Origin of the sequence: Afipia massiliensis (assembly GCF_001006325.2) — a bacterium.
GTDB lineage: Bacteria > Pseudomonadota > Alphaproteobacteria > Rhizobiales > Xanthobacteraceae > Afipia > Afipia massiliensis_A.
Genome location: NZ_LBIA02000001.1, coordinates 3,994,930 through 4,009,870 on the forward strand (window position 1 = coordinate 3,994,930; position 14,941 = coordinate 4,009,870).

At 61.4% G+C, this 14,941-nt stretch carries 13 protein-coding genes; 2 read left to right on the forward strand and 11 right to left on the reverse strand.

Features of this window, described 5'->3' with window-relative positions; genetic code table 11:
• Positions 1-11: 11 nt before the first annotated feature.
• From YH63_RS19235 to YH63_RS19245, 3 genes are read right to left on the reverse strand one after another with little or no spacing between them, the layout of a single operon-like run.
• Positions 12-902, reverse strand: a complete 891-nt coding sequence (locus YH63_RS19235; RefSeq protein ID WP_246658088.1) for an amidohydrolase family protein — start codon at positions 900-902, stop codon at positions 12-14.
• On the reverse strand, positions 868-3,996 hold the full coding sequence (locus YH63_RS19240) for an efflux RND transporter permease subunit (protein WP_137325249.1): 3,129 nt from the start codon (positions 3,994-3,996) through the stop codon (positions 868-870). Before YH63_RS19240 ends, YH63_RS19235 begins: the two co-directional genes overlap by 35 nt.
• A gap of 3 nt (positions 3,997-3,999) precedes the next feature.
• Positions 4,000-5,139 carry an efflux RND transporter periplasmic adaptor subunit gene (locus YH63_RS19245; protein ID WP_046829912.1) on the reverse strand — a complete coding sequence of 380 codons (1,140 nt, stop codon included), beginning with the start codon at positions 5,137-5,139 and terminating at the stop codon, positions 4,000-4,002.
• 171 nt (positions 5,140-5,310) lie between these two features.
• Here YH63_RS19245 and xth point away from each other — a divergent pair, with 171 nt between their 5' ends.
• Positions 5,311-6,096, forward strand: a complete 786-nt coding sequence (gene xth / locus YH63_RS19250) for an exodeoxyribonuclease III (RefSeq protein WP_046829913.1) — start codon at positions 5,311-5,313, stop codon at positions 6,094-6,096.
• A 39-nt stretch (positions 6,097-6,135) separates the two neighbouring features.
• Here xth and YH63_RS19255 read toward each other — a convergent pair whose 3' ends face one another.
• From YH63_RS19255 to YH63_RS19265, 3 genes are all read right to left on the reverse strand, one after another.
• On the reverse strand, positions 6,136-6,960 hold the full coding sequence (locus tag YH63_RS19255; RefSeq protein WP_046829914.1) for a tetratricopeptide repeat protein: 825 nt from the start codon (positions 6,958-6,960) through the stop codon (positions 6,136-6,138).
• Positions 6,947-8,671, reverse strand: coding sequence for a dihydroxy-acid dehydratase (gene ilvD / locus YH63_RS19260; protein ID WP_046829915.1), 1,725 nt, complete (start codon positions 8,669-8,671; stop codon positions 6,947-6,949). Before ilvD ends, YH63_RS19255 begins: the two co-directional genes overlap by 14 nt.
• Positions 8,672-8,941: 270 nt before the next feature.
• Positions 8,942-9,220: a GlsB/YeaQ/YmgE family stress response membrane protein gene (locus YH63_RS19265; RefSeq protein ID WP_046829916.1), complete on the reverse strand. Its 279-nt coding sequence runs from the start codon at positions 9,218-9,220 to the stop codon at positions 8,942-8,944.
• A 239-nt stretch (positions 9,221-9,459) separates the two neighbouring features.
• Between YH63_RS19265 and YH63_RS19270 the strand changes: the two genes are divergently transcribed.
• The gene (locus YH63_RS19270) at positions 9,460-10,284 is read left to right on the forward strand and encodes an outer membrane protein (protein WP_083992733.1); all 825 of its coding nucleotides are present in this window, start codon (positions 9,460-9,462) and stop codon (positions 10,282-10,284) included.
• A 246-nt stretch (positions 10,285-10,530) separates the two neighbouring features.
• Here YH63_RS19270 and lpdA read toward each other — a convergent pair whose 3' ends face one another.
• From lpdA to YH63_RS19295, 5 genes are read right to left on the reverse strand one after another with little or no spacing between them, the layout of a single operon-like run.
• Positions 10,531-11,964, reverse strand: a complete 1,434-nt coding sequence (gene lpdA / locus YH63_RS19275) for a dihydrolipoyl dehydrogenase (RefSeq protein ID WP_046829917.1) — start codon at positions 11,962-11,964, stop codon at positions 10,531-10,533.
• Between the two features lie 27 nt (positions 11,965-11,991).
• Entirely contained in the window at positions 11,992-12,789 is a 798-nt protein-coding gene (locus tag YH63_RS19280; RefSeq protein ID WP_349642972.1) for a DUF4886 domain-containing protein, read from the reverse strand.
• 11 nt (positions 12,790-12,800) lie between these two features.
• Positions 12,801-13,274 carry a hypothetical protein gene (locus YH63_RS19285; protein WP_046829918.1) on the reverse strand — a complete coding sequence of 158 codons (474 nt, stop codon included), beginning with the start codon at positions 13,272-13,274 and terminating at the stop codon, positions 12,801-12,803.
• A 35-nt stretch (positions 13,275-13,309) separates the two neighbouring features.
• On the reverse strand, positions 13,310-13,525 hold the full coding sequence (locus YH63_RS19290; protein ID WP_137325250.1) for a hypothetical protein: 216 nt from the start codon (positions 13,523-13,525) through the stop codon (positions 13,310-13,312).
• 34 nt (positions 13,526-13,559) lie between these two features.
• Positions 13,560-14,930, reverse strand: a complete 1,371-nt coding sequence (locus tag YH63_RS19295) for a pyruvate dehydrogenase complex dihydrolipoamide acetyltransferase (RefSeq protein ID WP_046829919.1) — start codon at positions 14,928-14,930, stop codon at positions 13,560-13,562.
• Between the last annotated feature and the right edge of the window lie 11 nt (positions 14,931-14,941).

Here is a 14,941-nt window from a genome sequence, read left to right on the forward strand (position 1 = left end):
TAATGTCCGGCTTATTTGGCGGCGAACAGCCGCTTCGCGTTGCCGTGCGCGATCTGCTTGGCGACCGCCGGCGGCAGTTGCTTCAGCCAGCCGCGGTATTCAGCCATGATCGCGCCGTAGCTCGACCAGCGTTCGCTGATCCAGGTATCCGACCCCAGCAGAAAACGATCCGGATATTTCTCGAACATCGCACGCCATTCCGGCGTCAGTTGGCCGCCGGCGCCGGTGATGCCGCCACGATACGACAGTTCACCCCATAGCTGCGGATAGGTCGCCAGCATCGACGCGACACGGCTCGGCGCAAGGCTGAAGCCGGTATGCGCCCAGATGATCTTCGCGCGCCCGTTGTGGCGCATCAGGATTTCGACGGCCTCATCGTCGGCGTGAGCGTGAAGGTAGAGATCGTTGGCGACCGCGAAGTCCACGGCCTTCTTGACCCACTCGGTGGCCGCGGCCTTGCCCGAGAGATGAAACTCACCGATGCCGCGGTAGTAGCCGCGCTTGAACTCATCCTCCACCAGATCGAAGATCGTCGGATCGTTGAACCAGGTCTGGATGTCGGGGCGGACACGGTACGGGCGAATGAACGGCACCACCCAAAGCCCGTCAGCCTTTGCGTCCATCAGCGCATGCGTCCCGGTGTTGGGACGGCTGGTCGCGAGAACGCCGGTGACGCGATGCTTCTTGAACAGCGCGAGCACCTCCTCGACCTGATAATACGGATTCGGCTCCCAGTTGTAGTGCAGGTGCGCGTCGAAGATCTCGATCGGCTCCTCAGATGCATGCGCGGGTGCGACAGCCAGCAACGCGACAGCGGCGATTGCGACGCGCCACCATGAACTCGCTCGCGTGATGCACATCGGGATTCTACTCGGCCGCTGCAACGCGCGGAGGCTGAACATCCGGGGTTTCCTGCAAGGTCGGATCGAGACGCCGCTTCAGGCGGCGATCGAGACGATCGAGATAGATGTAGACCACCGGCGTGATGTACAGCGTCAGCAACTGCGACACCAAGAGACCGCCGACCACCGACACACCCAGCGGCTGCCTCAGTTCGGCACCCGCGCCCGCGCCCAGCGCGATCGGCAGCGTGCCGAAGATCGCCGCGAACGTCGTCATCATGATCGGCCGGAAGCGGAGCAGCGCCGCTTCGCGAATGGCGTGTTCGGCGCTCAAGCCGTGAGCGCGGCGTTCGATGGCGAAGTCCACCATCATGATGGCGTTCTTCTTGACGATGCCGACCAGCATGACGATGCCGATCATCGCGATCACCGACAGTTCCATGTTGAATAGCATCAGCGTCAAGATTGCGCCGATGCCCGCCGACGGCAGGCCGGAGATGATCGTAATCGGATGGATGAAACTCTCGTAGAGAATGCCCAGGATCACGAAAGCGGCGAACACCGCGGCGAGGATCAGCACGCCCTGCCCGCGCAGCGAATCCTGGAACACCTGCGCCGTTCCCGAGAATCCGGTCGTGACTGTCGCCGGCAGGTTCGATTCCTGTTCGATCTGGGTGATCTTGTCGACCGCGTAACCGAGCGACGTCCCCTGTTGAAGGTTGAACGAGATCGTCACCGCCGGCTGCTGTCCCTGGTGATTGATCTGCAGCGGACCAACCGTCGGCACCATCTTCGCCACCGCCTCAAGCGGGATCGTCTGATTGTTCGCCGTCTTCACATAGAGCTTGGACAGGTCAGTCGGATCGACACGGAATTTCGGCTGCACCTCGAGAATGATCTGATAGTCATTCGAAGGCATGTAGATGGTGCCCACCTGCCGCGCGCCGTAAGCGTTGAACAACTGGTTGCGGATCTGGTCGGCGGTGACGCCGTAGACCGCAGCCTTCTCGCGGTCGATCTCGACCGTGAGCTGCGGGTTCTTGATGTAGAGATCGGTGGTGACGTCGAGCAGCCCGGGCACCTTGGCGATCCGGTCGCGCATTTCCGGCGCGACGCGATAGAGCGATTCCGTGTCGCCGCTCTGCAGCGTGTACTGATACTGGCTCTTCGACGCGCGCCCGCCGATGTTGAGGTTCTGGATGCTCTGGAAGAACGCCTGCAACCCCGGCACCTGCAACGCCGTCTGCCGGAAGCGCGCGACGACAACCTGCACGGGTGCGCGCTCGTCCTTCGGTTTCAACCCGATAAAGAGGCGGCCGTAGTTCGCAGTCGCATTGGGACCGCCTGAACCGACCGTGCTGTTGACGAATTCAACCGCCGGATCGGCCCGCAGCGCATCGGCCAGCAACTTCTGCCGCTCGCTCATCGCCTGGAACGAGGTGTCGGTCGCGGCTTCCGTCACGCCGACAAGAAAGCCGGTGTCCTCCTGCGGAAAGAAGCCCTTCGGAACGATGATATACAGCCAGACGGTTGCGCCGAGCGTCGCCAGCGTGACCACCAGCATCACGGACTTGTAGGCCAGGACGCGATCGAGCGACCACTCGTAGGCGCGAAGCCACGAGTTGAACATCACTTCAAACCAGCGAAGGACGAAGTTGGGGCGATGATGCGGATCGTGCGCCTTCAGCACGCGCGCACAGAGCATTGGCGTCAAGGTCAGCGAGACGAACCCCGACACGAGGATCGCCACCGAAATCGTGACGGCGAATTCTCGGAACACGCGTCCCACGATACCGCCCATCAGCAGCACCGGAATGAAGACCGCGATCAGCGAGAACGTGATCGACAAGATCGTGAAGCCGATCTCGCGGGCGCCCTTCAAGGCTGCCTCATAGGGCTTCATGCCCTGCTCGATATATCGCACGATGTTTTCGAGCATGACGATGGCGTCGTCGACCACGAATCCGACGGACAGGGTCAGCGCCAGCAGCGTCATGTTGTTGATGGAATAATCCAGCGTGTACATCACGGCGCAGGTACCGAACAGCGAGATCGGAACCGCGAGCGCGGGAATGAACGTCGCCGAAGCGGAGCGCAGGAACAGGAAGATGACGACGATCACGAGACCGACCGCGATCAGCAGGGTCTCCTCGACGTCCGCCACCGACTCCCGAACCGACACGGAGCGGTCGAACATCACGTCCATCGTCACCGACGGCGGAATCTGGGCGCGCAGCGCCGGCAGCTTCGCCTTGACCGCGTCGACGACAGCGACCGTGTTGGCATCCGGCTGCTTCTGGATCGCGAGCACAATGGCGCGGCGGCCATTGAACCAGGTCGCCACCTTGTCATTCTCGACCGCGTCGTAAATTCGGGCGACCTCATCGAGCTTCACCGGCGAGCCGTTGCGCCATGCCACCACGACCTGCCGATAATCGACGGCCTTGTTCAACTGGGCCGACGCCTGCAGCGCGATGTCCTGCTTGGGGCCGTTGAGCGTGCCGACCGGCGTGGATGAGTTGGCGCGCGATACGGCGGTTCGAATATCCTCCAGGGAAAGTCCCCGCGCCGCGGCCGCCTCCGGGTCCGCCTGCACACGGATGGCGAACTTCTGCGCGCCATAGATCAGGACCTGCGCGACACCCGGAATTTGCGACAGCGCCTGACCGACAGTGATGTCACCGTATTCATTGACGGTCGAGAGCGGCAGCGTCTCGGAGTTCATCGAAAGGAACAGGATCGGAAACTCGGCCGGATTTACCTTTCGGAACGTCGGCGGAATGATCATCTCGACCGGCAGACGGCGCTGGGCGACGGTCAATGCGGTCTGCACGTCAAGCGCGGCGCCATCGATGTTGCGGTTCAGATCGAACTGAATCGTGATCGTGGTCGTTCCCTGCGACGAACTCGACGACATCGACGAGATACCCGCGACGGTCGAGAGCTGACGCTCGATCGGACCGGCGACGGACGCCGCCATGGTGTCCGCGCTCGCGCCCGGCAAGGTCGCGGTGACGGCGATGGTCGGAAAGTCGACCTTGGGAAGCGCGGACACCGGTAACAGCCGGAAGCCGAACACGCCGAACGCGATGATCGACGCTGTCATCAGCGTCGTCATCACCGGTCTACGGATGCAAAGCTCCGACAGGTTCATGTGTTAAGCTCCGGCCTTGCGGCTTCGCGGCTCGACAGCGGTGCCGTTCGTCAGCAGCAACTGGCCATCGACGACGATACTCTCTCCGCCCTCCAGACCGCTGTCGATCACCGACATGCCCTGAGACGTACGACTGACTGTCACAGGCTGCACCAGCGCCTTGCCGTCCTTGACCACGAACACGAAGTTCCCGGTCTGGCTGCGCTGGACCCCGACAGACGGAACCACAACCGCTTGCTCGGTCCGGACCGTGAGCGTCGTGTTGACCAGGATGCCCGGCCACAGAACTTCGCTTTCATTGTTCATCTTGCCGCGGACGGTGGCCATGCCGGTGGCCGGATCGACAGTGTTTTCAACCATGGCGACGATGCCGGTCTCCAACTTGCCGCTGCCGGGAATTGTTGCCGTCACCGAAGACTGTCCGGTCTTCATCGCGTCGCGCAGTTCGCTCAGCACGCGCTGGGGAATTGCGAACGTGACATAAACCGGCGCCATCTGATTGATGACCGCCAGAGGCGTCGTGTCCGCAGGCCGGACGAAATTCCCGACCTTGACGGACGCGGCGCTGATGCGGCCGCTGATCGGCGCTTTGATCTGGGTGTAACTTTTCTGAACCTTCAGATTGTCGAGAAGGGCCTGATTGGCCTGGATCGTCGCCGCCGCATTGTCGGATGCCGTTTTCGCGTTATCGACATTGACCTGCGTGGTCGCGCCTTTCCCGATCAGTTCGGTGTAACGCTTCAGGTCGCGCTCTGCCGCGGCGAGTTGGGTACGATCACGGGCCAGATTGCCTTCCGCCTGCGCGATCTGCGCATCGATCTGGCGCGCATCCAGCGTGAACAGGAGATCGCCCTCCTTCACGCGAGCACCGTCCTCAAAGTGAACGTCAACGATTGTGGTCTCGACCCGCGATTTCAGCGCGACACTCGAGATCGGCGTCACCGCTCCGATGGAATCGACATCGATCGGGACCGGCTTCTTTTCGGCCTTGGCAATTTCAACCGATACGGTCCGCACACGGGGCGGCGCCTTCGCCGTGGTTGCGTTTCCGGTCCACATCGAGCGGGTCGCATAGATTGCGATTGCGGCAACGGCAATGCCGGCAATCAGCAGGGCACGTTTCTTAAAATTATCTTTGATCATACCGACTCACAGGAGCAGGCAGTCCAACTCGTGGCAGCCATCTTTCCCCCCAACCCCATAGTACTGGTTTTCCAGCGTTATTTGTATTCGACTTATCACAGCCGCTTGAAGCATGGTACGGCATACGCATTAAATATCGCCCACGTGCCTAACGGGATTAACGGAACTGACATGCGGATCGCCACCTGGAACGTTAACTCTGTCCGCCAGCGGCTGGATCATCTGCTGGCATGGCTCCAGGAGCGGTCCCCGGACATCGTCTGCCTGCAGGAAATCAAGTGCGTGGACGAGGCATTCCCGCGCGAGCCGATCGAGGCGCTCGGCTACAACGTGGTGACCCACGGCCAGAAGACATTCAACGGCGTGGCGCTGCTCTCGAAGTATCGTTTCGACGAAACCACGCCCCGACTCGGCGGCGATCCCGAGGATCTGCACGCACGTTTTCTGGAAGGCGTGGTGTCGTATCCGAACGGCTCGCTGCGGATCGCGTGCCTCTACCTGCCCAACGGAAATCCTCCGGAAACCGAGAAATATCCATATAAAATCAAATGGATGGAGCGCCTCCTTGAATACTCGAAGGAGCGTATGAAGGGCGAGCAGCCGCTGGTGCTGGCCGGCGATTTCAACGTCATTCCGGCCAATGGCGACGTCTACAATCCGGCGGCATGGGCGGGCGATGCGCTGTTCCTGCCGAAGACCCGCGAACGCTACCGCGCCCTGCTCAACCTTGGCCTGACCGACGCCATCCGCGCCGTGTCCGATCAGCCCGGCCAGTACACCTTCTGGGATTATCAGGCCGGCGCCTGGCCGAAAAATAACGGCATCCGGATCGACCACCTGCTGCTGTCACCGCAGGCCAGCGACCGGCTGCGCGATGCCGGCATCGATCGTCACGTCAGGGGATGGGAAAAAGCCTCGGATCACGTTCCGGTGTGGATCGATCTGGATCTCAACTAACCGGCGACCGCCTGGCGAATTCTGTTTGGGTTACCGCACTCAGTCCCGCCGGCCCTGAACCCAGCGCTCCAGCATCTGCAATGCCATCGCCCGGTCGTCCTCAGACGCCTTGGCGAGCGCGGTCTTGTAGCTGTCCTTGATCCAGGTCTCGTCCGGCCCGGCGCTGTCCTGCGCCAGCGTCAGCCACATCAGGCCGCGGGCGGCCTGACGCTGCGCGCGATCGCCGTTGAACAGCATCTGGCCGAGCAGCGCCTGCGCCTGATGCTGGCCCTTTCGGGCGGCCAGACCGAGCCAGCGAATGCCGTACTTCGAATCCCGCGGCATGCCGACGCCGTCGAGATACATCCGCGCCAGATTGTACTGGGCTTCGGCATTGCCGAAATACGACGCGGCGTAGGAGAACATTTCCCGCGCCCGCTCCGGATCGGCCTTCACCCGCGAGTTCGGAATGCCGGACACGTAATACCGTCCCAGCGCCACGAAAGCGTTGGCGACGATCGTCGCCTGCGGTGCAGACGGGCTGTCTTCCGCATGGGCGTTCGCGATCTTGCTGAAATAATCGTAGGCGCGCAGGTCGTCCTGCGCCACGCCATCGCCCTTGGCGTACATCCGGCCGAGCTTCCACTGCGCCACCGGATGACCGCCCTCGGCGGCGTACTGCAAGGCGGTCAGCGACGGCGCCTGCGGGATATCGGCGGGAGGAAGCGGCTTCTTCAAGACAGCCACACCGCTCGGGGCGGCAACGATCGGCAGCGCGGCGTCCTGATTGCCCGGCGACGTGCCTTCAAAGGCAACGACCGGATCTGCCACGAAAATCGCGACCGTCAGGGCGGCGACGATGCCAATGCGCTCAGATGTCCGCATAACACACTTTCTCAGCCGACCCGCCGGGATGGGTTACGGCGCCTTTGACCGCCGGGCCGACCTGCTGGGCATATTTCCAGAGCACCCCGGAGCCGACCTTGGTTTCGCGCGGCTTCCAGGCTTTCCGGCGCTCGGCCAGTTCGGCATCCGTCAGCTTGACGCTGAGCGTGCCGTCGACCGCGTCGAGTTCGATGATGTCGCCGTCGCGGATCAGACCGATCGGGCCGCCGACGGCCGCCTCGGGTCCGACATGGCCAACGCAGAAGCCGCGGGTGGCTCCCGAAAAACGTCCGTCTGTGATGAGAGCAACCTTGCCGCCCATGCCCTGGCCGGTGAGAGCCGCCGTGGTCTGCAGCATTTCGCGCATGCCGGGGCCACCCTTGGGGCCCTCGTACCGGATCACGAGAACTTCGCCTTCCTTGTAGGTCTTCTTGTTCACGGATTCGAACGCGTCTTCTTCGCAATCGAAGCAACGCGCGGGTCCCGTGAACTTCAGCACCGACATTCCAGCGACTTTCACGATCGCACCATCCGGCGCGAGATTACCTTTCATGCCGACCACGCCACCGGTCACGGTGATCGGATTATCGGCAGGACGCACCACGTCCTGATGAGGATTCCATTTCACGCTCTTGAGGTTTTCGGCGATCGTGCGCCCGGTGACCGTCATGCAGTCGCCGTGCAAGTAACCGTTGTCCAAGAGCGTCTTCATCAGAAGCGGTATTCCACCAGCCTCGAACATGTCTTTGGCGACATAACGACCGCCCGGCTTCAAATCCGCGATATACGGTGTCTTTTTGAAGATTTCGGCGACGTCGAACAGATCGAATTCAATTCCGCACTCATGCGCCATGGCCGGCAGATGCAGCGCAGCATTGGTCGAGCCGCCCGACGCGGCGACCACGGCCGCGGCGTTTTCCAATGACTTACGGGTAACGATGTCGCGCGGACGGATATTCAGCGCGATCAATTCCATGATCTTCTCGCCAGCCGCCATGCAGAAGGCGTCGCGAATTTCATAAGGCGCCGGTGCGCCGGCCGAGTACGGCAGGGCAAGCCCGATGGCCTCGGACACGGTCGCCATGGTGTTGGCGGTGAACTGGGCGCCGCAGGCGCCGGCGGACGGGCATGCCACCCGCTCGATTTCGTCCAGATCCTCGTCGGACATCTCGCCGACCGAATGCTTGCCGACCGCCTCGAACATATCCTGGACGGTGACCTGCTGGCCGCGGAAGTTGCCGGGCAGGATCGACCCACCGTAGATGAAGATCGACGGCACGTTGAGGCGCAGCATGGCCATCATCATGCCGGGCAAGGACTTGTCGCAGCCCGCGAGCCCAATCAGGGCGTCATAGGCATGGCCGCGGACGGTCAATTCCACAGAATCCGCAATGGTTTCGCGCGACGGAAGCGACGACCGCATGCCGTCGTGGCCCATGGCGATGCCGTCGGTCACAGTGATAGTGCAGAACTCGCGGGGGGTGCCGTGGGCGGCAGCGACGCCCTTTTTGGCGGCCTGCGCCTGGCGCATCAGGGAGATATTGCAGGGGGCGGCTTCATTCCAGCAGGACGCCACGCCGACGAACGGCTGGTGGATCTGCTCGGTGGTGAGGCCCATGGCATAGAGGTACGAGCGATGGGGCGCACGCGCGGGGCCTTCCGTCACGTGACGGCTCGGGAGTCGCGCCTTGATGTTGCTCTTCGCGTCCATCGTGAACCCTGTCCCGCGGCCTCTCCGTGAGATCCAGAAAACCCCTGAAAATGGGAGGTTTTTCCAACACCTTCGCAAATGCCGTGGCGTTTAGCCTACGAACAATGATCTCATGGAGGCGTGTGGCTAAATCGCGGCGCGCGCAAGCGCTTGCTGGGGCCACGGTTAAATGTTCACGAAGTGTTGTAGGCGCGCCACATCCGTTGCACCGCGGCAACGATGCCGCGGCTGCCCGTTTGTGACGAGGGGAGACTGGACGAAGTTGAGCGGTTACCGCCGGCCGCGGATCATGCGCCAGGCAAACAGCAGAAGGACCGCGCCGATTGCCGCTGAAATAAGCGTACGCCAGAAGCCGAACACCGACACCTGCGCGATTTCAGCCAGCTTCGCGCCGACGAACGACCCCGCGATCCCGACCAGGATGTTGGTGAAGATGCCGTGGTCGGACTCGGTCACCCGCTCCGCGATCCAGCCGGCGATGGCGCCGATCAGGAGCATGGTGAAGAAACCAACCCCCGGCTGGCTGAAGAATGCCTGTGCATCGTTCATTGTCTGCCCCCATTCATCGGTATCGAAAGACCGCTTCTGTTGTACCGTTCTGTCATCCTGACATTGTGAAAACATCGTGGCGACGCGTTTTTTGCTCCATCCACCGTCCTCCTCCAATCAGGACGTCTCCGCAGGCGACGACGCGTCCGGGCAAGAGAGAGCCTCGGGTGTGGTTCCACCGCTACAGACTCGGGTGCCCGAGTCAGGTAGCTTTGCGTATTCACTCGCAGGCTATTTTCATGAAAATGATCGCCCTCGCCGCCACCCTCGTCGCTACCCTCTCCGCGACAGCTCACGCCGCCGACCTCTATCGCAAGGCTCCGGTTGCTCCGATTGCAAGCTGGACCGGATTTTACGCGGGCGTGAACATTGGCGGAGGCTGGAGCAACACCAACGTCGGCTACGGCACCAGCGATCCGGTCACCGCGATCTTTTTCGGTGCCGGCGTCGATCTTCCCGCGAATGGCGATCGCGTCGGATCGTCGGGCGTCCTGGGCGGCGCGCAGATCGGTTACAACTATCAATTCCAGCCGGCCTGGGTTGCCGGTGTCGAAGCCGACTTCCAGTTCGCCGATATCAGCGGGTCGGGCGCAACGCCTTATATCGGAGGCGCTCTGGTCTCGTCGGCAAGCCAGGATATCCAGTACTTCGGGACGGTTCGCGCCCGGCTCGGCTATCTGGCGACCGATAGGTTAATGGTCTACGCCACCGGCGGCTTCGCCTATGCGCAGTTGAACAACGCAGCAACGCTCGACATCGCGCCCGGCGGCACTATCAATCTCATCGGTATCGGCACCTCGACCAATTGCGGCGGCGCGTTTCCAAATAGCTGTTTTGCGGGTTCATCGAGCAGCCTGACTCCGGGCTGGACGGCCGGCGGCGGGCTCGAATATGCGCTGGGGCAGAACTGGTCGCTGAAGGGCGAGTATCTCTACGCGCGTTTCGAGCAGACGATCACGGCGTCCGCGGTAACGCCGACTCCGGGAACGTTGCCGAACACCTACATCGCGAAGTTCGCCACCGAACTAAACATCGCGCGGGTCGGCCTGAACTACAGGTTCTAGCTTACAGTCTCGCTCAAAAGTAGCAGCCAGTTAAACCAAACTCTATTTTGCCGCTCCGTCATGGCCGGATTTATTCCGGCCATCCACGTCTTGGCGATGTTGCAGCAAGAAAAGGCGTGGATGGCCGGGACAAGCCCGGCCATGACGAGTATCAGTTCGTATTCAAACCATTGGCGAGGGCCTGAAAATACTGAATGCGTTATGGTCAGCCTCTTACAACCTTGCCTCACATCACTGTAAGCGTCGTCACATATTCAGCACGCGCCCGTAAGCGTCGAGCACCGCTTCCTTCATCGTTTCCGAGATGGTCGGATGCGGGAAGATGGTGTGGAACAGCTCTTCCTCGGTGGTCTCGAGATTCATCGCCACGACGAAGCCCTGAATGAGTTCGGTGACCTCGTGGCCCACCATATGCGCGCCGAGAAGCTGGCCGGTCTTCTTGTCGAAGATCACTTTCACCATGCCCTGATCTTCGCCCTGCGCGATGGCCTTGCCGTTGCCGACGAACGGGAAGCGCCCGACGCGGATGTCCTTGCCCGCCTCTTTCGCCTTCGCCTCGGTGAGACCGACGGAAGCGATCTGCGGATGGCAATACGTGCAGCCCGGGATCAGCGTCTTGTCCATCGGATGCGGGTGAAGACCCTTGATGGCCTCCACGCAGATAACGCCTTCATGTTCGGCCTTGTGCGCGAGCATCGGCGGACCCGCAACGTCGCCGATGGCGTAGATGCCGGGCACGTTGGTCTTGCCGTATCCGTCGATGACGATGCAGCCGCGGTCGGTTTTCACGCCGAGCTTTTCAAGCCCGAAGCCCTCGATGTTGCCGACCACGCCGACCGCTGAAATCACGCGATCGAACTCAACAGTCTGCGGCTTGCCCTTGCCGTCATCGATGGTCGCGATCACGCTGTCGGCCTTCTTGTCGAGCTTGGTGACCTTCGTGTTTGCAAGAATCTTAAAGCCCTGCTTCTCGAACTGCTTGCGCGCGAAGCCCGCGATCTCGGCGTCCTCGACGGGAAGGATTTGCGGCAGCACTTCGACCACCGTTACCTCCGCACCCATGGTGCGGTAGAACGACGCGAACTCGATGCCGATGGCACCGGAGCCAACAACCAGAAGCGACTTCGGCATCTTGTCGGGGTTCATCGCCTCGAAATAGGTCCAGACCAGTTTCTTGTCAGGTTCAAGGCCCGGCAGCACGCGCGGACGCGCACCCGTCGCGACGATGATGTGCTTGGCGGTATATGCGCCCTCGCCCAGCGCGCCCTTGGGCGCAGCCGCCTCGGTTTTCTTCACCGTGAACTTGCCGCTGCCGTTACCAGCTTCTTGCAGCGTCGCCTCGCCCCAGATGATCGTGATCTTGTTCTTGTTCATCAGGTATTCGACGCCGCCATTGAGGCGCTTCACCACGCCGCGCGAGCGCGCGATCACCGCTTTCGGATCGAACGACACATTGTCCGCCGACAGGCCGTAGTCCTTGGCGTGCTTCATGTAGTGGTAGATTTCCGCCGAACGCAGCAGCGCCTTGGTCGGGATGCAGCCCCAGTTGTTACAGATACCGCCGAGATACGCCTTCTCGACGATTGCGGTCTTGAAGCCAAGTTGCGCGGCGCGGATGGCCGTCACATAGCCGCCCGGGCCCGAACCGATCACGACGACGTCGAAAGATGTATCAGCCATAAAGAACTCCATTCGCCCGATGGCGCACTATTGTCGGTAGTAGTCTTGCACTGTTGCCCACGCGACGTCCTGTAGAAATGTCGCGGTTTTGTCGTCGAGATCTGCGTGATATTTGTTGCCGACCGGCGAGCGCCGATAGACCGAAGCCATCACGACGCAGGCCGCCAGATATGTGCCCGCCAGACTTGGATGGCTCTTGTCCGGCACATGGAGATCAAGTTCGGGCCGTTGCGTGCGCGCCCGCGCGAACGCAAGTCCGGCCGGAATCACGAGGGCATCGTTGGCGTTGCCCGCAGCCGTATAAACACTAGCCAGCTTCTCCGTCATCTCGGGCTTGTCGGCGTAGGCCCACGTCATGAACAGGATCGGCTGCGCGCCGTGCTTGCGCACGATGGCACTGTCCTTCGTAACTGTCTCCGCGAATGTCGGCTTGCGCTTTGGGTCAGTCGAACACCAGCTGCAATCCATCATGATCACAGCGTCGAACTTTTTGCGATTGTCGCCGTCCTCGCCAGACGCGGGATGCCGCTTGTGCGACGAAAGAAGAGCATCGATATCGTGCTGGCTCAACGGCGCATCGCTGACGGTCGCGGACGTCGCGTTGAAGGGGTTTCCGGGATCAGCGCTGCGCAGCAGATTGAGCACGTGATTGTGCAGGCTGTTGTTGTAATAAAAGTAGCTATTGCCGACGAACAACACATTTTTCGGCACGTCGCTCAGCTTGACGACTTTCGGCCTGATCTGCGCGTCCGCAGCCGCGCAGACGCACAGAACCATGATCGCGCCTGCAAGCAATGACTGTGTCCATTTCACTTTCCTGGGCATCACCGGTCTCGTCAGTGCGGGCCTCTGTCAGAGTGAGCTGAAACCGCTACGACTTGCTTCCTGACCAGCAACGCGGCCTCACGCCGGCGCAGAAAGTCACGGATCAATCGCCACTGCACGAAAATGATTGACAAATACGCGAGCGCGGCCAGCAATGAATCCGAAATGTCCGATTGGCTCGTGGTGCGGCCCGACGACAAATCCGAGCCGACGGCAAACAGAAAAAGAAACACAGGCACCAGACACAGCGTAATCAGCGTCAGCCAGAGCGGTCGCTCGCGGTTCTTGCCTGCGGCTGAAATTCCGAACGCCACCATTCCCAGCAACACGAAGCCCGGCACGAAGAAAAAGCGATAGGCCTCGGCCATCCCGCATCCGGCTTTGTCGCTGTAGCACGGCGCGACAGCGTTGAGCGCGATGGTTACCCCGACGCCAACGATCAACGACAGCAGGCTTGCGAGAAGAACGACGCCAAGGAGTTTCATCGAATCTCGCGGGATCAGGAAATCGTACCGCCTTACTACTTTCTGGGATAATCGCGAATTGCACGGTCTAACTCACCCCAACTCATGTGGTGATGATCTTGTTTGTTTTTTGGCTTCCAACGAATGCCCCCTTTGCTCACAACAAGCTCTCCAAATCTGGCCGAGCCGTTCCTAACTTTGAAAACGACTCCATTTTCTTCGCGGCTCAAAGGATGACTGGTAATATCAACAGAGACCTTCTTAACGGCCATAAAAATTATCCTTTGTTGCAACCTATACTGAGAATCACACCACCATCATTACCGGATTTTCAATCAGCTTCTTGAACGCAGTGATCAGTTCCGCGCCGAGCGCGCCGTCGATGGCACGATGATCGCAGGACAGCGTCACGCTCATCATGCTGGCCGCCACGATCTGGCCGTTGCGAACGACCGCGCGTTCCTCGCCGGTACCGACCGCAAGGATCGAAGACTGCGGCGGATTGATCACCGCGGTGAAATCCTTGATGCCGTACATGCCGAGGTTCGACACCGAGGATGTGCCGCCCTGATATTCGTTCGGCTTGAGCTTCTTGCCTTTTGCGCGCGCGGCAAGATCCTTCATCTCGCTGGAGATTGCCGACAGCGACTTGATCTCGGCCTGACGGATGATCGGCGTGATCAGACCGAACGGCAGCGCCACAGCGACGCCGATGTCCGAATGCTTGTGACGAAGCATCGCGGCCTCGGTCCACGATACGTTGGCTTCGGGAATTTTCTGCAGCGCCAGCGCCATCGCCTTGATGACGAAATCGTTGACCGAGAGCTTGTAGAGCGGCTTGCCGTCCTTGTCCTTGCCTGCCGCCGCGTTGATCTCCTCGCGCGCCGAGTTGAGCTTGCCGAGATCGCAATCCACCGTCAGGTAGAATGTCGGCATCGAATTCGTCGCCGCCGTGAGACGCTGCGCGATGGTCCGGCGCATCGAGTCGTGCGGCACGCTCTCGTAACCGCCCTCCTGATAAAGCGCGAGGATCTGCTGATCGGACATCGCCGGGGCGCCGACCGCGCCGGTGCCACCGGCTGGAGCGCCTGCGCTGGCAGCAGGCTTGAGACCCTGACCGGATTTCGCCTGATCGACGTCGCGCGCGACCACGCGGCCGTGCGGCCCCGAACCGTTCACGCGGGACAGATCGATCCCGGCTTCCTTGGCAAGACGCCGTGCCAATGGCGACGAGAACACGCGCGCGCCGTTGCTGGCGGATGCGGGGGCTGGCGCCGCTTGTGGAGCAGCCTTCGCAGGCGCCGGAGCTGGCGCAGCAGGTGCTGGAGAGGCAGCGGGCGCAGCCGCCTTCGGTGCCGGGGTTGGGTCGGGGGTTCGAGTCGCGCTGGCGCTACCACCAGCAACAGCCCCCGCTCCCGCAGCCTTCACGTCTTCGCCATCGCTCGCGAGTACCGCAATGATGTTGTTGACCGGAACGTCCTGCGTGCCTTCCGGCACCAGTATCTTCGCAATGGTGCCTTCATCGACGGCTTCGACTTCCATCGTCGCCTTGTCGGTCTCGATCTCGGCGATCACGTCGCCAGACTTGACCTTGTCGCCTTCCTTCTTGAGCCACTTGGAAAGGTTTCCCTTCTCCATCGTGGGAGACAACGCAGGCATCAGAATGTTGATCGGCATGATCCTGGTCC

What these genes read in the sequence shown, in the direction of transcription:
- YH63_RS19235 (WP_246658088.1), bottom strand. Translation starts at nt 902, where the DNA reads ATGTTCAGCCTCCGCGCGTTGCAGCGGCCGAGTAGAATCCCGATGTGC.
- YH63_RS19240 (WP_137325249.1), bottom strand. Translation starts at nt 3,996, where the DNA reads ATGAACCTGTCGGAGCTTTGCATCCGTAGACCGGTGATGACGACGCTG.
- YH63_RS19245 (WP_046829912.1), bottom strand. Translation starts at nt 5,139, where the DNA reads ATGATCAAAGATAATTTTAAGAAACGTGCCCTGCTGATTGCCGGCATT.
- xth (WP_046829913.1), top strand. Translation starts at nt 5,311, where the DNA reads ATGCGGATCGCCACCTGGAACGTTAACTCTGTCCGCCAGCGGCTGGAT.
- YH63_RS19255 (WP_046829914.1), bottom strand. Translation starts at nt 6,960, where the DNA reads ATGCGGACATCTGAGCGCATTGGCATCGTCGCCGCCCTGACGGTCGCG.
- ilvD (WP_046829915.1), bottom strand. Translation starts at nt 8,671, where the DNA reads ATGGACGCGAAGAGCAACATCAAGGCGCGACTCCCGAGCCGTCACGTG.
- YH63_RS19265 (WP_046829916.1), bottom strand. Translation starts at nt 9,220, where the DNA reads ATGAACGATGCACAGGCATTCTTCAGCCAGCCGGGGGTTGGTTTCTTC.
- YH63_RS19270 (WP_083992733.1), top strand. Translation starts at nt 9,460, where the DNA reads ATGAAAATGATCGCCCTCGCCGCCACCCTCGTCGCTACCCTCTCCGCG.
- lpdA (WP_046829917.1), bottom strand. Translation starts at nt 11,964, where the DNA reads ATGGCTGATACATCTTTCGACGTCGTCGTGATCGGTTCGGGCCCGGGC.
- YH63_RS19280 (WP_349642972.1), bottom strand. Translation starts at nt 12,789, where the DNA reads ATGCCCAGGAAAGTGAAATGGACACAGTCATTGCTTGCAGGCGCGATC.
- YH63_RS19285 (WP_046829918.1), bottom strand. Translation starts at nt 13,274, where the DNA reads ATGAAACTCCTTGGCGTCGTTCTTCTCGCAAGCCTGCTGTCGTTGATC.
- YH63_RS19290 (WP_137325250.1), bottom strand. Translation starts at nt 13,525, where the DNA reads ATGGCCGTTAAGAAGGTCTCTGTTGATATTACCAGTCATCCTTTGAGC.
- YH63_RS19295 (WP_046829919.1), bottom strand. Translation starts at nt 14,930, where the DNA reads ATGCCGATCAACATTCTGATGCCTGCGTTGTCTCCCACGATGGAGAAG.